Source organism: Cupriavidus taiwanensis, assembly GCF_900250075.1.
GTDB classification, from domain to species: Bacteria; Pseudomonadota; Gammaproteobacteria; order Burkholderiales; family Burkholderiaceae; genus Cupriavidus; species Cupriavidus taiwanensis_C.
Window position 1 is genome coordinate 1,778,005 of the sequence record NZ_LT977070.1, and the last position, 25,338, is coordinate 1,803,342.

The window sequence follows — 25,338 nt, forward strand, 5'->3', positions numbered from 1 at the left end:
GGCTGGCCCAGGTCAGCGCCACCGTCCCGGTGCTGGAGGCAGGACTCGATGCGGCGTTGAACGCGCTGGACGTGATGCTTTGGTGTTCCGCCGGGCACATACCGCGCCGAACTCGGCGGTGCTGGGATGATTCCCGCGGCACCGCAGATCGCCGGTACGGGTTCGCCGGCGGACCTGCTGCGACGCAGGCCGAGAATGCGTTCTCCGCGCTGGTCAAGCGTGAAGAACAGGCAGGCACCCTGGCGCAAGGCGAGACTTCGCTGATCCAGGCGCGCAATGCCTCGCTTGCCGCCTACCAGAAAGGCGTTGTCCGCCTGATCGAGGTCCTCCATGCTGACGAGAGTCTTCTGCGGACGTCCGACGCAAGGGCACAGGCACAGACCGAATCGGCGCGCGCCGCCGTGGCTGCGTTCAAGGCGCTCGGCGGGGGATGGGAACCGGCAGCTGCCTTATCGTGCAACGATCCTGTGCGCGCTCCAGCTGACAGGGCTGGGTGCGTGCGGAAATTTGTTGCGCGAGTCACCGACGAAGTGCGAGAGCAGGGTGCGCGACGCGATACAGTCTGCCCCGAATAGGCGCTATGGCGAAACGCGACAACTGTTGACCGGCTAAATTAGGGATTGCTGAGAACAGCCGTTATTTCCTAATCTGATTCACAAGCCCGGGCATTATTCTGGGGAGGTGAGATTATGTCTGCACGACGGCTCCAGACCAGCACGTTGACAGTTATGGCCGTTGTGGCCGCGCTTTCGGGCGTGGCCAGCGCCACGGAGCAGGCGCAGCAGCGCCGGCAGGCCCGCGACGTCCGACAGGACACGAGACAGGACGCACGAGACACAAAACAGGATTGCCGGGCCGCCAATCAGCAAAGCAACGCCCAATGCCGCCAGGACAAGCACCAGACCAAGCAGCAAGGACGGCAGACCAGCCGGGACATCAAATATTGAGCGGCGGGGGATCGCGAGAGCAGGATTGTGCCCCGCACAAAACCTCGGCGGCCGTCATGACGAGGGGTAGTCGTCGGCGAGCCTCTATCTAGCTTCTGCGACAACCGCGCCGTATCGCGGCCGGTGTCCCCCGGACCCGGGCATCAGCGGACCCAGCGCTCGACCTGGGCTTGCAGGCGCGGCCCGACCACGAGGATGGCCGGAATGACGATGACATAGCCGAGGCCCCACGAGCGCAGCCAGGTCGGCGCAAAATCCTCGGTGAATCCGATATTGAGCGCAAGCAGGGCGAACGAGATGATCCCCGTGGTGATCACGCCCATCGACAGCGCGAAAGCGATTTTCCGTTTCAGTTCTACGTTCATGGCGACTTCCATTTCCTAGACATGCCGTGCGGGTCGTACGCGGATGCCGCACGCCCGGCCGACAGGGCGCAGGCGTGCGGGCGCTCCGGACGCGTACGCTTACCGGTCCACGCCGTACCGCGCGGCGGGCTGCGCGCGCGAAAGGTTGGGGCCCAGCACGGCGCGAGCCGCTTCGAATGCCTGCCAGTCAGCGGCTTCCGGCAGCGACGGAATGGTGATCACCTCGCCCTGGTCCAGCCCTGCCAGTGCCGCATCGACCAGGTCGTCGCCGTCCATCACCAGCGCTTGCGGCAGATTCTCGACAGGCTGCCCGGCAACGTCCCAGAACGCCGTGCGGGTTGCCCCCGGCAGCACCGCCTGGACGCGCACGCCGTGGCCGGCAAGCTCATGCTGCAGTGACTGGGTAAAGGCCAGCACAAAGGCCTTGGAGCCGCCGTATACGCCGTTCAGCACCTCGGGCGCGATCGCGACGATCGACGCAATATTGATGATCGTGCCCTGGCCCCGCGCCACGAAGGCCGGCGCTGCGGCGTAGGTGAGGCGAGTCAGCGCCGTGACGTTGAGTTCGATCATCGCCTGCATCGTGTCCACATCCGACGCCAGCAAGGGCAATGCGCCGCCGAAGCCCGCGTTGTTGACTAGCGTGGTGATGCTGGCGTCCGTCCTCAGGATGTTCTCGACGCGCCGTACCTCGGCCGCCTGGCCCAGGTCGGCGGTCACGATCTCGACGGAACGCCCGGTCTGGTCGGTGATCCGCCGTGCCAGGGTCTCGAGCCGGCCGCGGTTGCGCGCCACCAGGATCAGGTCATGGCCGCGGCGCGCGAGCCGATCCGCGTAGATGGCGCCGATGCCCGAAGACGCCCCGGTGATCAGGGCGGTGCCAGCGTAAGTGTGCGTTGTCACGTTGAAGCTCCATAACAGTGGGAAGGCAGTGAGAAGGTCCGTGGCAGCCGGCGATGCGTATCGCCGCTGCGTGCATCGAAGATTAGGTGCACAATGGCGATGGCAACAATGTCGTAGATCCCACTTTTTATGCCGCGGCGGAAATGTGCCTTCCGCCGCCACCAGGAGTTCGCCATGCACCATGTGGCCCTAGCCCTCTATCCCGGCTTCCAGGCGCTGAACCTTGCGGTGTCGACAGTGCTCGAGTTCGCCAACCGGGCGCTTGGCGAGCCGCTGTACCAGGTCCACCTGCTGTCCGAACATGGCGGCCCCGTGGCGAGTTCCGGGGGCTTTGCCGTCAGTACCGAACCGTTTGGCCGGCGTCGCTTCGATACCGTCCTGGTGGTGGGAGACAATGACGTCATGCCCGCGCCGCCGGCGCTGGTGAAGTTCCTGCAGCGCGCGGCGCGCACGTCGCGGCGGATAGGCGCCACGTGTACCGGCGCCTTCACCCTGGCCGAGGCGGGCTTGCTGGCCGGCCGCCGTGCCACCACGCACTGGTATTACGCCGAGGAGCTGCGGCGCCGCTTCCCGGATGTCAGCGTGGAGGAGGACCGCATCTTCATCATCGACGGTCCGGTCTGGACCTCGGCCGGGATGTCGGCCTGCATCGACCTCGCGCTGGCACTGGTGGAGAAGGACGCGGGCGCCGCCGTCGCGCGCGGCGTGGCCAAGAGCCTGGTGGTTTACCATCGCCGCGCCGGCGGCCAGTCGCAATTTTCGGCGCTGCTGGACCTGGAGCCGCGCTCCGATCGCATTCGCGGCGCGCTCGATTTCGCCCGGCAGAACCTGCAGCAGGACCTGTCGGTGGAGCAGCTGGCGAATGCCGCGCACCTCAGCGCCCGCCAGTTCTCGCGCGCATTCCGCGACGAAACCGGGCAAAGCCCGGCCAAAGCCGTGGAGCGCCTGCGCGTGGAGGCGGCGCGGCTGATGATGGAAAGCGGACGTCATCCCATCGACGTGGTTGCCCGGGATACCGGCTTTGGCGACGCCGAGCGCATGCGGCGGGCCTTCCTGCGGGCGTTCGGGCAACCGCCGCAGGCGATCCGCCGCATGGCGCGGGGTGGCGCCTTGCAGACGGCCTAGCTGGTGCAGGCGTCACATTGGCTGGATATGCGTGTTCCGGAGCAGGGCGTCCTTCGCCGACGCCGGAAGCGGAATCGCGCCGGTATGCGCAATACGCCAGCTAGAATCTGAAAACAGCTTCTCTTGGCACGGCATCATGAAACACGACCCCAGCGTTATGCATGACGAGCCGCCGGCCCCGCGCGGGGAGGGCCAGCCGGGCGACCTGGCGGATGCGGCTACGGTGTCCAACGGCAACGCGCTCTATATCAATCGCGAACTCAGCCAGCTGGCGTTCTTTGAGCGAGTCCTGCAGCAGGCGGCCGATCCTGCCATGCCGCTGCTCGAGCGCCTGCGTGCGCTGTGCACCTTCAGCAGCAACCTGGATGAGTTCTATGAGATCCGCGTGGCGGGGTTGAAGGAGCAGTGCGTGCTGTCGTCGCCGGTGGTCGGCCCGGACGGGCTGACGCCGCAGGCCGTTTACGCCGCGGTCAACCAGCGCGTGCGCGAGCTGGTCGGTCAACAGTACCGGCTGTTCAATGACGTGCTGATTCCCGCCATGGCCCAGGAGCAGATTTGCTTCCTGCGGCGGCCATCGTGGAATGCCGCGCAGCAAGACTGGATTCGCGAGTTCTTCTTTGCCGAGCTGATGCCGGTCCTGACGCCAATCAGGCTGGATCCGGCGCATCCGTTTCCGCGCGTGCTGAACAAGAGCCTGAACTTCGCCGTTGAGCTCGAGGGCAAGGATGCGTTCGGCCGCAGCTCCGGCAATGCCATTGTGCAGGCGCCCAGGGCGCTGCCGCGCGTGATCGCGCTGCCAGCGCAGGTTGCCGGATGCGAACACGGCTTCGTGTTCCTGTCTTCGATCCTGCATGCCCACGTCGGCGAGCTGTTCAGCGGCATGACGGTGCGCGGCTGCTACCAGTTCCGGGTTACCCGCAACAGCGAGCTGTTTGTCGACGAGGAAGAGGTCAAGAACCTGCGCGAGGCGCTGCAGGGCGAACTGCCGCACCGGCACCTCGGCGATGCGGTGCGGCTCGAGGTGGCCGACAACTGCCCGCGCGCCATGACCGCGTTCCTGCAGGAGCAGTTTGGCCTCGCACCCGCCGAGGTGTTCGCGGTCAACGGTCCGGTCAACCTGGTCCGCCTGATGCAGGTGCCGGACCAGGTCGACCGGCCGGACCTGAAATACCCGCCGTTCCGGCCGGGCTTGCCCAAGGCGCTGCGGGACCAGCCCGATGTCTTCCGCGCCATGCGCGATGGCGACATCCTGCTGCACCATCCGTTCCAGTCGTTTGCGCCGGTGGTCGATTTCGTCAGGCAGGCGGCGCAGGATCCGGATGTGGTGGCGATCAGCCAGACGGTGTATCGGGCCGGGCATGACTCGGCGCTGCTGTCGTCGCTGATCGAGGCCGCGCGCAACGGCAAGGAGGTCACGGCCGTGGTCGAGTTGATGGCGCGCTTCGACGAAGAGGCCAACATCGGCTGGGCGGGGCAACTAGAGGAAGTGGGGGCGCATGTGGTCTACGGCGTGGTCGGCTTCAAGGCGCACGCCAAGATCCTGATGGTGGTGCGGCGCGAGGACGGAAGGCTCAGGCGCTATGTGCATCTCGGCACCGGCAACTATCATCACGAGACCTCGCGCAGCTATACGGATTTCGGCTTGCTGACCTGCGATGAAGCGCTGACCCAGGACGTGGCCCAGGTCTTTAGCCAGCTGACCGGCCGTGGCCAGACGCAAAGCATGACCCATGTCTGGCAATCGCCGTTTACGCTGAAGCAGCAGCTGCTGGCGGCGATCCGGGGCGAGGCCGAACACGCCCGGGCCGGGCGCAAGGGGCGCATCATCGCCAAGATGAATGCGCTGCTCGAGCCCGAGCTGATCCAGGCGCTGTACGACGCGTCAGGCCAGGGGGTGCGCATCGACCTGATCGTGCGGGGCGCGTGCGCGCTGCGTCCGGGTGTCGCCGGACTGTCCGAGCACATCACGGTGAAATCGGTGATGGGCCGGTTTCTCGAGCACTCGCGCATTTTCTGCTTCCACGACGGCGGCGCCGACAAGGTCATGCTGTCGAGCGGGGAGTGGATGGAACGAAGCCTGTCGCGTCGCATCGAAATAAGTTTTCCGGTGCTCGATCCCCGCTTGAAGGAGCGCGTCTTCTCCGAGGGCCTCGAGCCGTACCTGTCCGATCGGTGCGAAGCGTGGATGATGACGCCTGAAGGAAACTATGAGCGCCCGCCCGTGCCGGACGGCGAGTCGGCGCAGCGCATGCTGCTGGCTGCACTGACCTGAGTGCGCCGCTTCACCTTGGCAATTCTGGCTCCACGTCGATGACCCGGCCCGGGCACAAGATAAGGTTGGGATCCAGTGACCGTTTGAGCGAGCGCATCAACGCCAGCGCCTCGGGCGTGCGCGAGTGCCCAAGGAACGGCTTCTTGTGCGTGCCGATGCCATGCTCGGCGGAAATGCTGCCGTCGAACTCTTGCACCTTGGGGTAGAGCACGGCGCTGATCTCGTGCTCGGGAAAGTCCTCCGCCGTCGCGCCGGGAAGATAAACGCTGACATGCAGGTTGCTGTCGCCCACATGGCCGAAGTTGACCAGTTCGGCGTGCGGCCAGCGCGCCAGCACCGCCGCGCGCAGGCTCTCGGCGAAGCGGCCGATCTGGCCGATCGGTACGCTCACGTCGTAGGCGGCATTGGGCGCCCACATCACCGGGAACTCGGCGACCGCGTCGCGCAGCTTCCAGAAGCTCTCGGCTTCCTTTTCGCTGGTGGCAACGGCAGCGTCGGTGATCAGGCCGGCTTCCATCGCCGTTTCCAGCATCGATTCAAAGGCCGCGCCGTCCTGTCCGGCGTCGTTGCCCTGCAGGTCGACCAGCACATAGAACGGTGAGCCGGCGGGCAGCGGGGCGCGCACGCCCGGCACGCGTGTCGTCACCAGTTCATAGAAATCGGCCCACATCGCCTCGAAGGCCGACACACGGCCCGACAGCCGGCGCTGCGCATGGCGCAGCAGCGCCACCACGTCTTCATAGCTGCGCAGCGCGCATAGTGCGGTCTGGGTGCTGCCGGGCAGCGGCGCGAGCCGCAGCACAGCGCGTGTAATGACGCCGAGCGTGCCTTCGCTGCCGATAAAGAGCTGGCGCAGGTCGTAGCCGGCGTTGTTCTTCTGCATCTTGTTGAGCGAGCTGACCACGGTGCCGTCAGCCAGCACCGCCTCCAGCCCGAGCACCTGCTCGCGCATCATGCCGTAGCGGATCACGCGGTTGCCGCCGGCGTTGGTGGCGATATTGCCGCCGATCTGGCAACTGCCGCGCGCGCCCAGGTCCACCGGAAACAGCCAGTCCGCCGCGCGCGCGGCGTCCTGCGCGGCCTGCAAGGTGGTGCCGGCCAGCACGGTCATGGTGCCGGCCTGCGCATCGATTTCTTCCACGCCGCGCATGCGCTCGAGCGACAGGACCAGTTCGCCGCCGGCGGGCGTCGCGGCGCCCGCCAGGCCGGTCAGGCCGCCCTGTGGCACCACCGGTTGCCGGTGGCGATTGCAGAGGGCCAGCACCGCCGACACCTCGGCCGTGCTGCGCGGCCGTGCCACCGCGACCGGCGGCTGCGGGTCCAGCGGTGCGTACCAGTCCTTGCGGAAGCGGGTTTCGATGGCATCGCCGACTTGCAGGCCGGCGGCATCGAGGACGCCGGCCAGTTCGGCCAGCAGGGCGGAGCGGTCTTGCACGGGAGCCATCGTGGGTCTTTCCGGTTAAGGGAGTCGGTGGGGCTGCGGGAGCGAAGGAGAGCGCCCAGCCGCAGCGCTGAATGCTAGGGCAAGGCAGTGCACGATGATAAGAGCGAATCGGCGCCGGCACGGTGGCGCCACCTCACGCACCGCTCCACGCTTCGTTGTTGATGCGCGCGCTGAATTCGCGTGGCGGCTGGCGCGTGCGGGCCAGGTGCTCCAGCGCAGGCTCGATGACTTCGGCAAGCTTGTGGAAGGCGGGCCCGATGTCGCCCTCCGGCACGCAGGCGTAGCCCAGCAGCAGCCCCTGCCGCGCGCGCTGCTCATCGCTGTAGTAGCGCGACAGCGGACGCGCCGACAGGCCCTGCGTGCGCGCCGCCATGCTGATGCCGAGATCGTCGGCGCCTGGCGGCAGGTGCATCACCAGGTGCAGCCCGGCCTCGTGCGTGGAGGTAGGCCAGTCCTGGCCGAAGCGCTTCGCAATGGCCTCGCGCAGCAGGCCCTGGCGCTGCGCATAGCGCTGGCGCATGCGGCGCAGGTGGGTGGCGTAGTGGCCTTCCTCGATAAAGTCCGCGAGCACCGCCTGCTGCATCAGCTGCCCCTCGCGGAACAGTTCCGACAGGCCGGTGGCGAAATGCGGCGCCAGCGGCTTGGGCAACACCATGAAGCCCATGCGCAGCCCGGGAAAGAGCGTCTTGGAGAAGGTGCCCATGTAGATCACCCGGTCGTGCTCGTCCAGGCCCTGCAGCGAAGCCAGCGGCCGCCCTTCGAAGCGGAACTCGCTGTCGTAGTCGTCCTCGACGATCCAGGCGCCGCGATGCCGCGCGTATTCCAGCAGCATGCGCCGCCGCGTCAGGCTCATTACGGTGCCGAGCGGGTACTGGTGCGAAGGCGTCGCGAAGATAAAGCGCGGCGGGTCCTGCAGCCGCGCCGCGTCGGGCGCGATGCCTTCGTTATCCACCGGCACGGGAATCACGTCGACGCCCGCATTGGTCAGCAGGCTGCGCGTGCCCCAGTAGCCAGGGTCTTCCATCCACGCCTTGTCCCCCGGGTCGGCCAGCAGGCGCGCGATCAGGTCGATGGCCTGGTGGATGCCGGTGGTCAGGATGATCTGCTCGGACTCGCAGCGCACCGCGCGCGCCAGCCGCAGGTGCTCGGCCAGCACACGCCGCAGCGGCATATAGCCGCCGTGGTGGGCGTAGGTCAGCAATTCCGGGCGCGGATTGCGCCAGTGCTTGTTCAGCAGCCGCGCCCAGGTCGCATGCGGGAACAGCGAGACATCGGGCACGCCCGCCATGAAGGCGCCCCATTGCCGGTCAGACGCGCCGGCGTTGGACACGAGATGCATGCCGCGCCGCGACAGATCGAAGCGGTTTGAATTTTGCTGCACTGCGGGCACAGGCGTGGTGCCAATCCGGGCACCAGCCTTGTGCAATGCACTATGGTCGGGAAAAGTCTGCGAGACAAAGGTGCCACGTCCCGTCGATGCGGTGACATAGCCTTCCGCCAGCAACTGCTCATACGCATACAGAACGGTATTGCGGGAAACCCCAATCTCGGTCGCGAGCAGCCGTGACGCCGGCAGCTTGCTGCCCGCGGAGATAGACCCAGCAAGGATTTCCTGCCGGATCAGCTCATACAGCTGGCGGTTCATATGCGTCCCGTTGCGCTCCGCCTGCATCCCCGCCGGACGCTCCAGCCGCTGCAGCAGCAACTCGGACAGAATCGTTTCCTTCAAAGTGGCTCCAGCAAATATCGTGAATATGGACCTACCTATGGTACCAACGATCGTTTAATTTTCCATCCGTGGTCGGCGTCATCGCAAAGCTTTTGTCGGTGGCGCCCGATGCGTTGGCATCGCGTCGCCTTCATGCGTCCCTTCATTCGCCCCTTCATTCGCCCACGTTTGCCAGGAGCTTCCATGTCAGGTCCCGATTCCCTCACGGCGAGCCCGTCCTCCGACCCGGTAGCGGTACCCACCACCGCCGAGCTCTCGCAAGCCGTGCGCGCACTCCTGCCATATATGGTCGAGACGCTGTCCGGTTTCGTGGCCGCCAAAAGCCCGTCAGGCGAAGAGCAGCCCGCGGCGGACTTCATCGAAGGCGCGCTGGCAGAACTGGGCCTGGCTTCCGAGCGCATCGCGCTGCGCACCGAGGACATCCGCCACCTGCCGATGTATTCGCCGGCGTGCTGCCCCGACGGCGGACGCTACAACCTGCTGGCGACGCACCGACCCAGCCGCAAAGGCGGGCGCTCGGTGCTGTTCAACGGCCATCTCGACGTGGTGCCTACCGGTCCGGAATCGATGTGGAGCCAGTCGCCGTTCGCGCCGGTGGTGAAGGACGGCTGGCTCTACGGCCGCGGTGCCGGCGACATGAAGGGCGGCATCGTATGCGCGCTGGCCGCGTTCAAGGCCCTTGCCAGCCTGGGCCTGCAGCCGGCCGGGGCGGTCGGCTTCAATGCGGTGCTGGAAGAAGAGAACACCGGCAACGGCGCGCTTGCCACCGTGGCGGCGCTGCGCAGCGCGGTGGGTGCCGGCAAGCTGGCGTCCTTCGACACCGTGATCATTCCCGAGCCGCTGGGCGAGAGCCTGATGAGCGCGCAGGTCGGCGTGTTCTGGATGTTCATCGAGCTGACCGGCAAGCCGGCGCATGCGGCCTACATGACCAGCGGCGTCAACCCGGTCGAGGCCGGCATCGCGGTGATGGAAGACCTGCGCCAGCTGGAGGCGGAGTGGAACCGCCCGGAACACCGGCCGGCGGCGTACCGCGACCACGCCCACCCGATCAACTTCAATCTCGGTCAGATCCAGGGCGGCGAGTGGACCTCGTCGGTGCCATGCACCTGCACGCTGGGCGTGCGCATCGGCTTCTTCCCCAATATGGATATCGACGAGGCCAAGGCCACGGTGGCCGCGCGCATCCGCGCGACGGTGGAACGCCTGGCCAGCAATCTCGAACTGCGCATCCGCTATGAAGGCTTCCACGCGCCCGGCTGCGAATTCGATCTCGACGTGCCCAGCATGCAGGCGCTGGGCGAAGCGCACCGCAAGGTCAATGGCACGCCGATCCGCCGCGAGGCGACCACGGCGACCACCGATGCCCGGCATTTCCGCATCGGCCTGGAAACGCCGGTGACCTGCTACGGGCCCGAGGCCCGCAATATCCACGGCATCGACGAATCGGTGTCGCTGGAAAGCATGGTGCGAGTGACCACGACGCTGGCCCAGTTCCTGGTGGACTGGTGCGGCGTGGAACCGGCCGGCGACGCGGCCTGACGAAGCCGCGCGCAAGCACAACCGGCGCTGCCATCCCGAAGCCCAAAAACGAGCCAACTGAGGAACTGCCCGATGAACCGATTCACGATGCGACTGACCAAGAGCGTGCTGACGATGGCCTTTGCCGCCGCCGGCCTCTCGCTGCTGCCGCTGGCGCTGCCCACTGGCCATGCCATGGCCCAGACCAGGGGCGGCACGCTGTCCGGTATCGTCCAGCCCGAGCCGCCGATCCTGGTGAGCGCGATGAACTCGCAGGCCCCGACCCAGTATGTCGCAGGCAAGATCTACCAGGGCCTGCTGACCTACAGCCCCGACCTGAAGCCGCAGCCGGAACTGGCCAAGTCGTGGACCATCTCGCCGGACGGCCTGACCTATACCTTCGAGCTGCAGAAGGGCGTGAAGTGGCATGACGGCAAGCCCTTCACCTCGGCCGACGTGGTGTTCTCGATCGACAAGATGCTGCGCGACGTGCACGTGCGCACGCGCGCGGTCATCAACAAGTACATGGCGTCGATCCGCGCGGTCAACGACAGCACCGTCGAGATCAAGCTGAAGGAGCCGTTCCCGCCGTTCATCTCGATGTTCGAAACCGGCACCATGCCGATGATGCCCAAGCACCTCTACGAAGGCACCGACTACCGCAACAACCCGGCCAACCAGAAGCCGGTCGGCACCGGCCCCTTCATGTTCAAGGAGTGGAAGAAGGGCGCCTATATCAAGCTGGCGAAGAACCCCAACTACTGGAAGGCGGGCAAGCCCTACCTGGACGAGCTGGTGTTCTACGTGATCCCGGATTCGGCTTCGCGCGCCGTGGCCTTCGAGAAGGGCGACGTGCAGGTGCTGCGCGGCGGCGATGTCGACAACGTCGACGTCAAGCGCCTGCGCGCGCTGCCCAACGTCGAGTACACCACCAAGGGCTGGGAAATGTTCTCGCCGATGGCCAGCATGCTGCTCAACGAGCGCAAGCCGCCGTTCGACAACGTGAAGGTGCGCCAGGCGGTCATGCACGTGCTCAACCGCAAGATGATCGTCAACAACATCTTCTTCGGCATGGGCAAGCCGGCGGTCAGCCCGTTCTCGTCGACCACGCTGTTCTTCGACAAGAACATGCCCGAGTACGACTTCAACCTGAAGAAGGCGCGCGAGCTGGTCAAGGCGTCGGGCGTCGATGTGGGCAAGTACCCGGTCAAGATCCTGTCGACCTCGTACGGTGCCAACTGGGACCGCCTGGACGAGTACGTCAAGCAGATGCTCGAGCAGCTCGGCTTCAAGGTCAGCATCGAGTCGGCCGACGCCGGCACCTGGTCGGCACGCGTCAGCAACTGGGAGTTCGACCTGACCACCACCTACACCTACCAGTACGGCGACCCCGCGCTGGGCGTGGAGCGGCTCTACGTGACGCGCAATATCGTCAAGGGCACGCCGTTCGCCAACGTGCAGGGCTACAGCAATCCGAAGGCGGACGAGCTGTGGGCCAAGGCCGGCTCGACCATGGACACCGCGGAGCGCCAGAAGCTGTACAGCGAGCTGCAGAAGATCCTGGTCACCGACGTCGCCAACGCCAACCTGTTCGAGGTGGAGTTCCCCACGCTGTACCGCAAGCACGTCAAGAACCTCGTGACCACCGCGATCGGCCTGAACGAGTCCTTCGACAACGTCTCGATCGAGAAGAACTGAGCGAGACCGGAGCCGATGCCCGCGCCCGAGCCGGCGCGGGCAGCCAGCCCTGAAGCCTGAAATCCGCTGCCATCGCCGCGCCCCGCATGGGGAACGGCGAGGGCCAGCTGCATCCCAGTGCCGCGGTGGCCAGCCCGGCCGCCAGCGTGGAGCAAGCCGTGAACTTTCTATCCTTTCTTGGCGCTCGTCTCGGGAAGGCCGTCGTGGTCGTCCTTGGCGTGGTCGTCATCAACTTCTTCCTGATCCGGATGGCGCCGGGCGACCCGGCCACCGTGATGGCGGGCGAGGCCGGTGCCGGCGACGCCGCCTTCGTCAACCAGCTGCGCGAACAGTTCGGGCTCGACAAGCCCGTGCTGACCCAGCTTGGCATCTATCTGAAGGGCGTGGCGCAGCTTGACCTGGGCTACTCGTACCGCAACCACCTGCCGGTGCTGGACCTGATCCTCGACCGGCTGCCCGCGACCTTCCTGCTGATGAGCGGGGCTTTCCTCTTTTCCATCGTGCTGGGCGTGCTGCTTGGCGTGATCGCGGCGCGCACCCGCTACGAGAACCGCCGCCGCTGGATCGACAGCGCGGTGATGTCGGGCGCGCTGCTGCTGTACGCGACGCCGCTGTTCTGGCTGTCGCTGATGGCCATCATCCTGTTCTCGGTAGTGCTGGGCTGGCTGCCGGCCTTCGGCATGGAGACCATCGGCGCCGGCTACACCGGCCTGGCCCGCGTCAAGGACGTGGCGCTGCACATGATCCTGCCGACGGTGTCGCTGGGCTGCTTCTTCATGGCCGTGTACGTGCGCCTGACGCGCGCTTCGATGCTGGAGGTGATGGGCATGGACTATGTCAAGACCGCGCGCGCCAAGGGCGTTTCTGCCGGCCGCGTGATCCGCGTGCATGTGCTGCGCAACGCGCTGCTGCCGGTAATCACCTTCGCCGGCATCCAGCTGGGCCAGATGGCGGGCGGCGCGGTGCTGACCGAGACCGTGTTCTCGTGGCCGGGCATCGGCCGGCTGATGTTCGATGCGCTGCTGCAGCGCGACTACCAGCTGCTGCTGGGCATCTTCTTCGTGACCTCAGCGCTGGTGGTGTTCTTCAACCTGGTGACCGACGTGATCTACCGCTTTATCGACCCGCGCATCGCCGCGGGCGGCAAGGGAGCCACCGCATGAAAGCCTTCCTGCAACGTTATTGCCGCAACTATGGCGCGGTGATCGGCTTGCTGGTGCTGTTGGGAGTATTGGCACTTGCCGTGCTTGCGCCGGTCTTCTACGAAGAGTCGCCGTGGCTGATGGTGGCCGAGCCGCTGGTGCAGCCGTTCACCGACCCGGCGCTTCCGTTTGGCACCGACATGCTGGGCCGCGACATCACCGCCGGCATGCTGTACGGCGCGCGGGTCTCGCTGCTGGTCGGCGTGATCTCCACCGCGGTCGCGCTTGCCGTCGGCATCGCCGTGGGTGCGGTGGCGGGCTATTGCGGCGGCCGTGTCGACGATGCGCTGATGCGCATCACCGAGTTCTTTCAGACCATTCCGCAGCTGGCGATGGCAGTCGTGATCGTGGCGATCTTCAATCCGTCGATCTATTCCATCGTCGCCGCCATCTCGGTGGTGTCGTGGCCGCCGGTGGCGCGCCTGGTGCGCGGCGAATTCCTGTCGCTCAAGCAGCGCGAGTTCGTGCAGGCCGCGGTGGTGATCGGGCAGAAGCCGGTGCGCATCATCGCCACGCAGATCCTGCCCAACGCGATGTCGCCGATCATCGTGTCGGCGTCCTTCATGGTCGCCACCGCGATCCTGACCGAGTCGGCGCTGGCCTTCCTGGGCCTGGGCGACCGCAACATGATGAGCTGGGGCTTCATGATCGGCGCGGCGCGCACCATGATCCGCGAAGCGTGGTGGATGAGCGTGTGGCCGGGCGTGGCGATCCTGCTGACGGTGCTGTCGATCAACCTGATCGGCGAGGGCCTGAACGACGCCATGAACCCGCAGCTGCGCCGCCGCGGCGAGTGAGCGCCCGCCTGGAAATGCAAAGGACAAAGTGATGAAGACCAGCGACCAAGCGCCCCTGCTGTCGATCCGCGATCTGTCGATCGCGCTGCCCGCGGGCGGCGACCGGCCCTACGCGGTGCGCGATATCTCCTATGACCTGCATGCCGGCGAGATCCTCTGCATCGTCGGCGAATCGGGTTCGGGCAAGTCGATGAGCGCCAACGCCATCATGGGCCTGCTGCCGGCCTACCTGAAGCCTGAGGCGGGCCAGATCCTGTTCAAGGGCCGCGACCTGCTGGCGCAGGACGAAGCCACGCTGCTCGGCATGCGCGGCAAGGACATGGCCATGGTGTTCCAGGAGCCGCTGTCCGCGCTGAATCCGGTGATGACCGTGGGCGACCAGATCGCCGAGGTCATGCGCGTGCACAACGCCTATCCGGGCGAGGCGCGTGCGCGTCGCGTGCTAGAGCTGCTGGAGTTCGTCGGCCTGCCCGATCCGGCCACGCTGAGGCATGCCTATCCGTTCCGCCTGTCCGGCGGCCAGCGCCAGCGCGTGGTGATCGCCATGGCGCTCGCGCTCGAGCCGGCGCTGCTGATCGCCGACGAGCCGACCACCGCGCTCGACGTGACCACGCAGGCGCAGATCCTCGACCTGATCCGCCGCATCCAGGCGGAGAAGGGCATGGGCGTGATGTTCGTGACCCACGACTTCGGCGTGGTCGCCGAGATCGCGGATCGCGTGGCGGTGATGGAGAAGGGCGTGCTGGTGGAGATGGGCAGCGCCGACCAGGTCTTGAACCGACCGCAGCATCCCTATACCAGGCGCCTGATCGGCGCGGTGCCGCATGGCCGTGCCGGCGAGCGCGGGCGCCATGAGGCCGAGACCGTGCTGGAAGTGCGCGACCTGCGCAAGACCTACGTGACCGGCGGTGGTCTCTTCATCAAAAAGCGCGTGGTGCATGCGGTCGATGGCGTTAGCTTCACGGTGCGCCGCGGCGAGACGCTGGGCATCGTCGGCGAGTCCGGCTCGGGCAAGTCGACCATCGGCAAATGCCTGCTGCGCCTGACGGATATCGATGGCGGGGCGCTGATGTTCGACGGCCAGGACATCGCCCGACTGTCCGAGCGGCAGTTCCGACCGCTGCGCCGAGACGTGCAGATGATCTTCCAGGATCCGTTCGCATCGCTCAATCCGCGCCATACGGTGGGCCGCATCATCACCGATGGCCCGGTTGCCAATGGCGTGCCGCTGGCGGCCGCGCAGGCGCGCGCGCGCGAGCTGCTGCAGCTGGTGGGGCTGGAGGCGTCCGCGTTCGATCGCTATCCCAACCAGTTCTCCGGCGGCCAGCGGCAGCGCATCGGCATCGCGCGGGCGCTGGCGCTGGAACCGAAGCTGCTGGTGGCCGACGAGTCGGTCTCGGCGCTCGATGTCTCGGTGCAGGCGCAGGTGCTGGAGTTGCTGGCCGATTTGCAGAAGCGCCTGAACATTGGCCTGATCTTCATTACCCATGACCTGCGCGTCGCCGCGCAGATCTGCCACCACGTGATCGTGATGCACAAGGGCCGCGTGGTCGAGTCCGGCCCGCCAGGGCAGATCTTCGATGCGCCCCAGCACGCCTATACCCAGCGCCTGATCGGCGCGATTCCCGGCAAGGAATGGGATCCCACACTGATCCGCGCCGCCGCCTGAGCGGCGCGGGAACCTACCAAGTCGCATCCGCGAAGACAAACTGGAGAGAAGTATGAAGAACGCCGAACTGGTTCGCCGCAAGGACGCCGCCACCCCGCGCGGCGTGGGCGTGATGTGCAATTTCTACGCCGAGCGCGCGCTGAATTCGGAGATCTGGGATGTCGAGGGCAAGCGCTACATCGACTTCGCCGCGGGCATCGCCGTGCTCAACACTGGCCACCGCCACCCTCGTCTGGTTGAGGCCGTCGAGCAGCAGCTGGGGCGCTTCACGCATACCGCCTACCAGATCGTGCCTTACGCCAGCTATATCGAACTGGCCGAGAAGATCAATCGCCGTGCGCCAGGCCGCTCCGCCAGGAAGACCGCCTTCTTCACCACTGGCGCCGAGGCGGTGGAGAACGCCATCAAGATCGCCCGCGCCGCCACCGGCCGTCCCGGCGTGATCGCGTTTTCCGGCGGCTTCCACGGCCGCACCATGATGGGCATGGCGCTGACGGGCAAGGTCGCGCCGTACAAGATCGGCTTCGGGCCGTTCCCGGGCGAGGTCTACCACGCGCCGTATCCGTGCGCGCTGCACGGCGTCAGCACCGACGACTCGCTCAAGGCGCTGCAGCACTTGTTCAAGGCGGACATCGATCCCAAGCGCGTCGCCGCGATCATCTTCGAACCGGTTCAGGGCGAGGGCGGCTTCAACGTCGCGCCAGCCGACTTCGTGCGCGCGCTGCGCGCGGTCTGCGACGAGCACGGCATCCTGCTGATCGCCGACGAAGTGCAGACCGGCTTCGGCCGCACCGGCAAGCTGTTCGCGATGGAACACTACGACGTGGCGCCGGACCTGACCACCATGGCCAAGAGCCTGGCCGGCGGCATGCCGCTGTCGGCCGTGTGCGGCCGCGCCGAAGTGATGGACGCGCCCGCGCCCGGCGGGCTGGGCGGCACGTATGCCGGCAACCCGCTGGCGGTGGCTTCTGCGCTGGCAGTACTGGACGTGCTCGAAAGCGAAAAGCTGATCGAACGCGGCGCCGAACTGGGCCAGCGCTTGATGGCGCGCCTGGAAAGCCTGCGCCCGCGCGTGCCGCAGATCGCAGAAGTGCGCGGGGTTGGGGCAATGGTGGCGGTGGAATTCCGCCAGGCCGACGGCAGCCCCGATCCCGACTTTACGCGCACGGTGCAGAACCGCGCGCTGGAAAAGGGCCTCCTGCTGCTGTCGTGCGGCGTGTACGGCAACGTGATCCGCTTCCTGTTCCCGCTGACGATCCAGGACGCGGTGATGAACGAGGGCCTGGACATCCTGGCCGAGGCACTGACCCGCTGACCGGTCCACATCCATCGATACCGAAAAGACTACCCATGCAACTCAAGGACACCGGCCTGCTGCGCGCGCAGGCCTATATCGCCGGCAACTGGCAGGACGCCGACAGCGGCGCCACCTTCACCGTCACCAATCCCGCCAGCGGCGCCCTGATCGGCACCGTGCCCGGCATGGGCGCGGCCGAAACGCGCCGCGCCATCGACGCCGCGCAGGCGGCACAGGCAGGCTGGCGCCGCAAGACCGCGCGCGAGCGCGCTACGGTGCTGCGCGCCTGGTACGAACTGATGCTGGCCAATGCCGACGACCTTGCGCTGCTGATGACCACCGAGCAAGGCAAGCCGCTGGCGGAAGCGAAGGGCGAAGTCGTCTATGCGGCTTCGTTCCTCGAATGGTTCGCCGAGGAAGCCAAGCGCGTCAGCGGCGACGTGCTGGCCACGCCCGCCAACGACAAGCGCCTGGTGGTGGTCAAGGAGCCGGTGGGCGTGTGCGCGGCGATCACGCCGTGGAACTTCCCGCTTGCCATGATCACCCGCAAGGCCGGCCCGGCGCTGGCGGCGGGCTGCGCCATGGTGCTCAAGCCGGCCGAAGACACGCCGCTGTCGGCGCTGGCACTGGCCGTGCTGGCCGAACGTGCCGGGCTGCCGGCGGGCCTGTTCAGCGTGATCACGGGCGACGCCATTGCCATCGGCGGCGAGCTCACGGCTAACCCCGTGGTACGCAAGCTCAGCTTTACCGGCTCGACCGAGGTGGGCCGCATCCTGATGCGGCAGTCCGCCGACACCATCAAGAAGCTCTCGCTGGAACTCGGCGGCAACGCACCGTTCATCGTGTTCGACGATGCCGACCTCGACGCGGCGGTGGAGGGGGCCATCGCCTCCAAGTACCGCAATGCCGGGCAGACCTGCGTCTGCGCCAACCGGCTCTATGTCCACGACAAGGTCTATGACGCCTTTGCCGAAAAGCTGGTGGCCGCGGTGGCAAAGCTGAAGGTCGGCTATGGCGTCGAGCCCGGCGTGCTGCAAGGTCCGCTGATCAACGAGGACGCGGTGGCCAAGGTCGAGTCGCATATCGCCGACGCGCTCGGCAAGGGCGCGCGCCTGCTCACCGGCGGCAAGCGCCATGCGCTGGGCGGCACCTTCTTCGAACCGACCGTGCTGGCCGACGTGACTCCCGCCATGCGCGTGGCCAGGGAAGAGACCTTCGGCCCGCTGGCGCCGCTGTTCCGCTTCTCCACCGACGACGAAGCAATCGCGATGGCCAACGATACCGAATTCGGCCTGGCCTCCTATTTCTTCAGCCGCGATATCGGCCGGGTCTGGCGCGTGGCCGAGGCGCTTGAATACGGCATGGTCGGCATCAACACAGGCCTGATCTCCAACGAGGTGGCGCCATTCGGCGGCGTCAAGCAGTCGGGCCTGGGCCGCGAGGGCTCGAAGTACGGCCTCGACGAATACCTGGAAATCAAATACCTGTGCATGGGCGGGGTCGACCGCGGGGTGGGCCAATGAGCGCCCCGCAAGACCGGCCCAGGGCCGTCGGCACGGTGCAGGTCGACAACGAGCGCGTGGTCGTGACCGAGTGGCGCTTCGCGCCCGGCGCCGAGACCGGCCGGCATCGCCACGGTTTCGACTACGTGGTGGTGCCGATGACCACCGGCGCGCTGCGCTTGCAGACGCCGGCCAGCGAGGTCACCAGCCAGCTGGTCGCCGGCCAGGCTTACTACCGGCCGGCGGGCGTCGAGCACAACGTCATCAATGCCCACGAAGGCGAATGCGTGTTCGTGGAGATCGAGATCAAGCCGGCGGCCGGTGCCGCGGGCGGAGGAGGTAGCCAATGAGCCAAGCCTATCCCACCCTGCGCGAGCGCAATGGCGGGCAGATCCTTGTCGAGCAGCTGCGCATCCAGGGCGTGCGGCGCGTGTTCCTGGTGCCGGGCGAGAGCTACCTGCCTTGCATCGATGCGCTGTACGACCACCAGGACGCGATCACGCCGATCGTCTGCCGGCAGGAAAGCGGCGCCGGCTACATGGCCGAGGCCCATGGCAAGCTGACCGGCGAGCCCGGCGTTTGCTTCGTCACGCGCGGCCCCGGTGCGACCAATGCCAGCATCGCCGTGCACACCGCGTTCCAGGACTCCACGCCGATGATCCTGTTCGTGGGGCAGGTGGGCAACGACTTCTATGAGCGCGAGGCCTTCCAGGAAATCGACTACCGCCGCATGTTCGGCCAGATGGCCAAGTGGGTCGCGCAGATCGACCGCACCGACCGCATCCCCGAGTTCATCGCGCGTGCCTTCGCGGTAGCGACCAGCGGCCGGCCCGGCCCGGTGGTGCTGGCGCTGCCCGAGGACACGCTGTGGGGCAAGGCCACCGTGGCCGACATGCCGCGCTACGTGCGCAGCCACTCGGCTCCGGCGGCGCACGCGCTGGCGTCGCTGGCCGCGATGCTGGAACAGGCCGAGCGCCCCTTCCTGATGATTGGTGGTTCCGGCTGGACCCCCGAGGCGATGCGGCAGATGGAAGGTTTCGCCGAACGCTTCGGCTTGCCGGTGGGGCTGGCGTGGCGCAGGCTGGAGTGTTTCGACAACCACCATCCCAACTACGCCGGCCACGTTGGCTGGGGCATGGGCGAGGCGTTACGTACTCGCATCCGCGAGTCGGACCTGCTGATCGCTGTCGGCACCCGCATGGGCGAGGCCACCACCGAGGGCTATACCGTGGTGGAAAGCCCGCTGCCGCGCCAGCGGCTGGTGCATGTGTATCCGGATCCGGAAGAGCTGGGCCGCGTGTTCCGCGCGGAGGTGCCTGTTGTTGCCGACGTCGTCTCGTTCGCCGCCGCGGTGGATGGCCTGCGCCCGGCGCGCGCACACAACCGCGCCGCGTTGGTGGCGCGCGCACGGCACGATTACCTCGACAGCCAGAAGGCGCTGCCCGCCCCAGGCCCGCTGAACCTGAACCAGGCCGCCTGCCTGGTGCGCGAGCGCCTGCCCGAGGACGCCTGCATCACCGTCGGCGCCGGCAACTACGCGGTCTTTCCGCATACCTATTACCGCTACAAGGGCGTTGGCACCAGCCTTGCGCCCACCGTGGGCTCGATGGGCTACGGCCTGCCGGCGGCCATCTCGGCCAAGCTGGAGCACCCGGAACGCACCGTGGTCTGCTATGCGGGCGACGGCTGCTTCCAGATGAACCTGCAGGAGCTGGGCGTGGCCATGCAGTACCGCCTCGGCATCGTGGTGCTGGTGTTCAACAACGGCATCTGGGGCACGATCCGCGCCCACCAGGAACGCGAGTTCCCCGGCCGGACCATCGCGCTGGGCTTCGAGAACCCGGAGTTCGCAGAGCTGGCGCGCGCCTACCGCGGCTACGGCGAGGTGGTGGCCAGCGACGCCGAATTCGGCCCCGCGCTGGATCGCGCGCTCGACTTTGCCAGCACGCACAGCATGCCGGCGCTGCTGGAGCTGCGTTACGACCCCGACGGCATCGCGCCCGGCATGACCCTGTCAGGCATCCGCGCGGCGGCACTGGCGCGCCAGGCGGCAGGCTGAACCGGGGATTCCCTTCACAACAAGATCCAAACCATGCGTGCCTTCTTCTCGGATGATCAGTTGCTGCACGAGCCCCGCCAGTTCATGCGCGCGGGCCGGTTGTGCGCGCCGACCGACGTGCCGGCCCGCGCAGCGGCACTGCAGCGCGCACTGGCCGCGCGCGGCATCGAACTGGCGGCGCCGCCCGATTGCGGGCGCGCGCCGCTGGAAGCGGTGCACAGTCCGGCCTATCTCGACTTCCTCGCCAGCGCCTGGGCGCGCTGGCAGGAATTGGCGCGCCCCGGCTTCGAGCCCGGCATCGAAGTCCTGCCCAATCTTTCCCCGTATCACAACGGCAAGGTCGGCGAGCCGCGCCGTCCCGGGTGTCCCACCGATTCGGTGATTGCCCAGGCCGGCTACTACCTGGGCGACCTCAGCTGCCCGCTCGGGCCGGACAGCTGGCGCGCGATCCTGCGCGGCGCGCACAGCGCGGTGGCGGCGGCGCGCCATGTGTGCGAGCGGCAGGACGGCGCCGGCATGGCCTACGCGCTGTGCCGTCCCTCCGGCCACCACGCCCACAGCGACCGCGCGGCCGGGTTCTGCTACGTCAACAACTCGGCCATCGCGGCACAGACGCTGCTGGCCCGCTTCGGCAAGGTGGCGGTGCTCGACGTCGATGCGCATCATGGTGACGGCACCCAGCAGATCTTTTATCACCGCTCCGATGTGATGACGATTTCGCTGCATGCCGATCCGGTGGATTACTACCCCTTCTACACCGGCTATGCAAACGAGCGCGGCCATGGCGCGGGCTATGGCTACAACCTCAACTTCCCGCTGCCGCACGGCAGCGGCGACGCCGAGTTCCTGTCGGCGCTGGATGGGGCGCTGGACGCGCTGCGCGACTATCGTCCGCAGGCGGTGGTGCTGGCGCTGGGCTTCGATACCTACGAGAACGATCCGATCAGCGTCCTGAAGGTCAGCATCGATGGCTACCGCGGCATCGGCGAGCGCATCCATGCACTGGGCCTGCCAACGGTAGTGGTGCAGGAGGGCGGCTACGAGGTCGAGGCCATCGGCCGCGGGCTGGATGCATTCCTGGCAGGTTTCGCGCCTGCGACCGCATGAGAGCGCAACCACCAATACTGGGAGAACTGCAATGACTAGCAAGATCGCCGTCAACGGCCAGCGCCTGTGGCAATCGCTGATGGATCTGGCGCGGATCGGCGCCACGCCGAAGGGCGGCAATGCGCGGCTGGCGCTGACCGCGCTCGACGGCCAGGGCCGCGACCTGGTATGCGGCTGGATGCGCGACGCGGGCCTGACCGTGACGGTGGACCGGGTCGGCAATATCTTCGGGCGCCGCGCCGGGCGCAACGAAGCGCTGCCGCCGGTGATGACCGGCAGCCATATCGATACGCAGCCGACCGGCGGCAAGTTCGACGGCTGCTTCGGCGTGCTGGCCGGGCTGGAAGTCATGCGCACGCTCAACGACCATGGCGTGACCACCGAAGCGCCGCTCGAACTGGCCATCTGGACCAACGAGGAAGGCACGCGCTTCGTGCCAGTGATGATGGGTTCGGGCGTGTTCGCGGGCATCTTCCCGCTGCAGACCGCGCTGGACGCCACCGATACCGAAGGCAAGCGCGTGGCGGACGAACTGCAGGCGATAGGCTACGCCGGCACCGACGAAGTGGGCAGGCGCCCGGTGGGAGCGTACTTCGAGGCGCATATCGAACAGGGCCCGGTGCTGGAAGCGGCGGACAACGTGATCGGCGTGGTCACCGGTTCGCTCGGGCTGCGGTGGTACGACGTGACCGTGACCGGCATGGAAGCGCACGCCGGCCCCACGCCGATGCCGCTGCGCCGTGACGCGCTCTATGGCGCCACCCACGTGATGCAGGAAGTGGTGCGCATCGCCCACGACTTCGCGCCGCACGGCCGCGGCACGGTGGGCGTGGTCAATCTCCACCCCGGCTCGCGCAACGTGATCCCCGGCGCGGTGAAGTTTACGGTCGACCTGCGCCACGAGGATGCCGGCAAGCTGGCCGAGATGGATGCCCGCTTCCGCGCCGCGTGCGAGGCGCTGGCACAGGGCAAGACCACCGGTGCCACCTTCGACGTGAAGGTCGACGATGTCCAGTATTTCCCGCCGACCCCGTTCGCGCCGGAACTGGTCGACCACGTGCGCCGCGAGGCCGTCGCGCGCGGCTACAGCCAGCAGAATATCGTCACTGGCGCTGGCCACGATGCCGTCTACATGGCGAGCGTGGCCCCGACCGCGATGATCTTCGTGCCCTGCAAGGACGGCATCAGCCACAACGAAGTGGAAGATGCCCGGCCCGAGCACCTGGAGGCCGGCGCCAACGTGCTGCTCGGCGCAATGGTCGCGCAGGCGGGCGCATGACCGCCGCGGCGCGGGGCATGCCCGACTGGTGGCGTGGCGGGCTGCTGTTCCTGTGCGTGGTGACGCTGTTCGCTACCGTCGACGCCACCGCCAAGCACCTGGTCGGCCGCTATCCCGCGCCGTTTCTCAATGCTGTGCGCTACGGCGCCACGCTTGCGGTAGCGGTGGCTATGCTAGCCAGCTCAGGCCAGTTGCGCTTCTGGCACACCCCGCACCGCGGCCTGCTGATGCTGCGAGGTCTGATGCTCGCCGTGGTCGGCACCTGCTTCATGACCGCGCTGCTGTGGATGCCGCTGGCCGAGGCCACCGCCATCTATTTCATGGCGCCGCTGATGGTGGTGGGGCTGTCGCCGTGGATGCTGGGCGAGAAGGTCGGCCCGCGCCAGTGGCTGGCGGTAGGCGCGGGCTTCTGCGGCATGCTGCTGATCGTACGCCCCGGCGGCGCGGTGTCGTGGCTTGGCACCGTGCTGATGCTGGCCGCCACGCTGGCCTACGCCATGCTGCAACTGCTGACCCGGCGCATGGCGGGGCAGGTCGATGCGCGCGTGCAGTATGGCTTTGCCGCGCTGGTCTGCATGGTTGCCACCGGCGTGCCGGCGCCGTTCTTCCCGCCGCCGGTCTGGCCCGACCTGGCCGACTGGCTGGCGATCCTGGCCATGGGCCTGATGAGCGCGGCGGCGCAGGTGCTGCTGATCCTGGCGCTGCAGCGCGCCCCGGCATCGCGGCTGGCACCGCTGAACTATTTCCACCTGCTGCTGGCACTGGTCTACAGCGCGCTGTGGTTCGGGCGCTGGCCCGACGCACTGGCGCTGGCCGGCATCGCCCTGATCGTGGTCGCGGGCCTGACGCAGACGCTGCCGTCGCCCGCGGTCCTGTCAACCAAACGAGGAACCCCATGAGCGAACCACGCGACCTGTCTTACTGGCAGGCCCGGGCAAAAGCACTGCGCCCGCAAAGCCGCGCCTACATCCGCGGCGCATGGACCGACGCCGCCGACGGCGCCACCTTCGACACCATCAACCCCGCCACTGGTGCGGTGCTGGCCAAGGTGGCGGCATGCGGCGCGGCGGATGTCGACCGTGCCGTCGCGGCGGCGCGCCAGGCCTTCGAACAAGGCGTCTGGTCCGGACTGGTACCGCGCGAGCGCAAGGCGGTGCTGCTGCGCCTGGCCGCGCTGATGGAGACCCACCGCGAAGAACTGGCCCTGCTGGAAACGCTGGACATGGGCAAGCCCATCGGCGATACGCTGGTCTACGACATTCCGGAAGCGGCGCGCACCTTCGCGTGGTACGCCGAGGCCATCGACAAGCGCTACGACGAGATCGCCCCCACCGGCGGCAACGTGCTCGCCACCATCACGCGCGAGCCGCTCGGCGTGGTGGCGGCCGTGGTGCCGTGGAACTATCCGCTGCTGATGGGCAGCTGGAAGGTGGCTCCGGCGCTCGCCGCCGGCAACAGCGTCATCCTCAAGCCAGCCGAACAGTCGCCGCTGACCGCGCTGCGGCTCGCCGAGCTGGCCGCTGAAGCCGGCATTCCGCCCGGGGTCTTCAACGTGGTGCCGGGACTGGGTGCACAGGCCGGCCAGGCGCTCGGCCTGCATCCGGACGTGGATTGCATCGCCTTCACCGGCTCCACGGCCACCGGCAAGCGCTTCATGGAATATTCCGGCCAGTCCAACCTGAAGCGTGTCTGGCTCGAATGCGGCGGCAAGTCGCCGCACATTGTGTTCGACGACTGCCCCGACCTCGACCGCGCGGCGCAGGCCGCCGCCGTCGGCATCTTCAACAACCAGGGCGAAATCTGCATCGCCGGCTCGCGCCTTTATGTCCAGCGCGCCATCTATGAGCCGTTCATGGAGAAGTTGGAGGCGTATGCCCGAGCGATGCAGCCCGGCGATCCACTCGACCCGTCCTCCGCCATGGGTGCCATCGTCGACGCGCGCCAACTCGACCGCGTGATGTCCTATGTCGACGGCGGCCAACGCGAAGGCGCGCGGCTGCGCCTGGGCGGGGAACGCGTCCGCACGGACACCGGCGGCTACTTCCTGCAGCCCACCATCTTCGAATGCCCGAGCCAGTCGCTCAGCATCGTGCGCGAGGAAATCTTCGGACCGGTGCTGGCCGTGACTGTGTTCGACACGGAGGATGAAGTCGTGCGCATGGCCAACGATTCGCCTTATGGGCTTGGCTCAGGGTTGTGGACCGCCAGCCTGTCACGCGCACACCGTGTCTCGCGTCGGCTGCGGGCCGGGCTGGTGTGGGTCAACTGCTATATGGATGGCGATATCACGGTGCCGTTCGGCGGAGTCAAGCAATCGGGTTCCGGGCGCGACAAGTCGTTGCATGCGTTGGACAAATACAGCGATCTGAAGACTACGTGGATCAGGCTGGAGTAAGCCGGGCAATCACTGGGTCGGAAATGGGGG

General features: G+C 67.4%; 20 protein-coding genes and 1 pseudogene. 17 read left to right on the forward strand and 4 right to left on the reverse strand.

The window, feature by feature from the left end; all coding sequences use genetic code 11:
* Positions 1-2 precede the first annotated feature (2 nt).
* Together CBM2588_RS08285 and CBM2588_RS08290 are read left to right on the forward strand one after the other, a co-directional pair.
* A pseudogene (locus CBM2588_RS08285) lies at positions 3-575 on the forward strand (hypothetical protein); the annotation flags it as partial.
* Positions 576-728: 153 nt separating this feature from the next.
* A complete protein-coding gene (locus tag CBM2588_RS08290) occupies positions 729-947 on the forward strand; it encodes a hypothetical protein (protein ID WP_231942169.1) in 219 nt (72 codons plus the stop codon).
* A 143-nt stretch (positions 948-1,090) separates the two neighbouring features.
* Here CBM2588_RS08290 and CBM2588_RS08295 read toward each other — a convergent pair whose 3' ends face one another.
* Both CBM2588_RS08295 and CBM2588_RS08300 read right to left on the reverse strand, forming a co-directional pair.
* Positions 1,091-1,312 (reverse strand): DUF2798 domain-containing protein, encoded by a 222-nt coding sequence (locus tag CBM2588_RS08295; RefSeq protein ID WP_115680121.1) that lies wholly within the window; start codon positions 1,310-1,312, stop codon positions 1,091-1,093.
* A gap of 99 nt (positions 1,313-1,411) precedes the next feature.
* Positions 1,412-2,215: an SDR family NAD(P)-dependent oxidoreductase gene (locus tag CBM2588_RS08300; RefSeq protein ID WP_115680122.1), complete on the reverse strand. Its 804-nt coding sequence runs from the start codon at positions 2,213-2,215 to the stop codon at positions 1,412-1,414.
* 174 nt (positions 2,216-2,389) lie between these two features.
* On the opposite strand from CBM2588_RS08300, the gene CBM2588_RS08305 reads away from it, so the two are divergent.
* Together CBM2588_RS08305 and ppk1 are read left to right on the forward strand one after the other, a co-directional pair.
* Positions 2,390-3,340, forward strand: a complete 951-nt coding sequence (locus CBM2588_RS08305) for a GlxA family transcriptional regulator (RefSeq protein WP_115680123.1) — start codon at positions 2,390-2,392, stop codon at positions 3,338-3,340.
* Between the two features lie 136 nt (positions 3,341-3,476).
* Complete coding sequence (gene ppk1 / locus CBM2588_RS08310) at positions 3,477-5,612, forward strand: polyphosphate kinase 1 (RefSeq protein ID WP_231942120.1); 2,136 nt, start codon at positions 3,477-3,479, stop codon at positions 5,610-5,612.
* Between the two features lie 10 nt (positions 5,613-5,622).
* Here the strand turns inward: ppk1 and CBM2588_RS08315 are convergent, their stop codons facing one another.
* The gene (locus tag CBM2588_RS08315) at positions 5,623-7,056 is read right to left on the reverse strand and encodes an FAD-binding oxidoreductase (protein WP_115680124.1); all 1,434 of its coding nucleotides are present in this window, start codon (positions 7,054-7,056) and stop codon (positions 5,623-5,625) included.
* 133 nt (positions 7,057-7,189) lie between these two features.
* Positions 7,190-8,785 (reverse strand): PLP-dependent aminotransferase family protein, encoded by a 1,596-nt coding sequence (locus CBM2588_RS08320; RefSeq protein WP_172583572.1) that lies wholly within the window; start codon positions 8,783-8,785, stop codon positions 7,190-7,192.
* 183 nt (positions 8,786-8,968) lie between these two features.
* Between CBM2588_RS08320 and CBM2588_RS08325 the strand changes: the two genes are divergently transcribed.
* The 13 genes from CBM2588_RS08325 to CBM2588_RS08385 all read left to right on the forward strand — a co-directional run bounded on the left by CBM2588_RS08325 (position 8,969) and on the right by CBM2588_RS08385 (position 25,308).
* The gene (locus CBM2588_RS08325; RefSeq protein ID WP_115680125.1) at positions 8,969-10,324 is read left to right on the forward strand and encodes an ArgE/DapE family deacylase; all 1,356 of its coding nucleotides are present in this window, start codon (positions 8,969-8,971) and stop codon (positions 10,322-10,324) included.
* Positions 10,325-10,396: 72 nt separating this feature from the next.
* Positions 10,397-12,001: an ABC transporter substrate-binding protein gene (locus CBM2588_RS08330; protein ID WP_115680126.1), complete on the forward strand. Its 1,605-nt coding sequence runs from the start codon at positions 10,397-10,399 to the stop codon at positions 11,999-12,001.
* Between the two features lie 158 nt (positions 12,002-12,159).
* Complete coding sequence (locus tag CBM2588_RS08335; RefSeq protein ID WP_115681440.1) at positions 12,160-13,164, forward strand: ABC transporter permease; 1,005 nt, start codon at positions 12,160-12,162, stop codon at positions 13,162-13,164.
* Positions 13,161-14,000, forward strand: coding sequence for an ABC transporter permease (locus CBM2588_RS08340; protein WP_115680127.1), 840 nt, complete (start codon positions 13,161-13,163; stop codon positions 13,998-14,000). Before CBM2588_RS08335 ends, CBM2588_RS08340 begins: the two co-directional genes overlap by 4 nt.
* A gap of 31 nt (positions 14,001-14,031) precedes the next feature.
* Positions 14,032-15,669, forward strand: a complete 1,638-nt coding sequence (locus CBM2588_RS08345; protein ID WP_115680128.1) for an ABC transporter ATP-binding protein — start codon at positions 14,032-14,034, stop codon at positions 15,667-15,669.
* Positions 15,670-15,721: 52 nt separating this feature from the next.
* Positions 15,722-16,984, forward strand: a complete 1,263-nt coding sequence (gabT, locus tag CBM2588_RS08350; protein WP_115680129.1) for a 4-aminobutyrate--2-oxoglutarate transaminase — start codon at positions 15,722-15,724, stop codon at positions 16,982-16,984.
* Between the two features lie 35 nt (positions 16,985-17,019).
* A complete protein-coding gene (gene gabD, locus CBM2588_RS08355) occupies positions 17,020-18,489 on the forward strand; it encodes an NADP-dependent succinate-semialdehyde dehydrogenase (RefSeq protein WP_115680130.1) in 1,470 nt (489 codons plus the stop codon).
* Positions 18,486-18,818: a cupin domain-containing protein gene (locus CBM2588_RS08360; RefSeq protein WP_115680131.1), complete on the forward strand. Its 333-nt coding sequence runs from the start codon at positions 18,486-18,488 to the stop codon at positions 18,816-18,818. The genes gabD and CBM2588_RS08360 overlap by 4 nt, the downstream gene beginning before the upstream one ends.
* Positions 18,815-20,527, forward strand: a complete 1,713-nt coding sequence (locus CBM2588_RS08365) for a thiamine pyrophosphate-binding protein (RefSeq protein WP_115680132.1) — start codon at positions 18,815-18,817, stop codon at positions 20,525-20,527. The genes CBM2588_RS08360 and CBM2588_RS08365 overlap by 4 nt, the downstream gene beginning before the upstream one ends.
* A 33-nt stretch (positions 20,528-20,560) precedes the next feature.
* Positions 20,561-21,634, forward strand: a complete 1,074-nt coding sequence (locus tag CBM2588_RS08370) for a histone deacetylase family protein (protein WP_115680133.1) — start codon at positions 20,561-20,563, stop codon at positions 21,632-21,634.
* A 31-nt stretch (positions 21,635-21,665) separates the two neighbouring features.
* Complete coding sequence (locus CBM2588_RS08375) at positions 21,666-22,913, forward strand: Zn-dependent hydrolase (protein ID WP_115680134.1); 1,248 nt, start codon at positions 21,666-21,668, stop codon at positions 22,911-22,913.
* The gene (locus tag CBM2588_RS08380; protein ID WP_115680135.1) at positions 22,910-23,812 is read left to right on the forward strand and encodes a DMT family transporter; all 903 of its coding nucleotides are present in this window, start codon (positions 22,910-22,912) and stop codon (positions 23,810-23,812) included. The genes CBM2588_RS08375 and CBM2588_RS08380 overlap by 4 nt, the downstream gene beginning before the upstream one ends.
* Entirely contained in the window at positions 23,809-25,308 is a 1,500-nt protein-coding gene (locus CBM2588_RS08385; protein WP_115680136.1) for an aldehyde dehydrogenase, read from the forward strand. Before CBM2588_RS08380 ends, CBM2588_RS08385 begins: the two co-directional genes overlap by 4 nt.
* Positions 25,309-25,338: the final 30 nt, after the last annotated feature.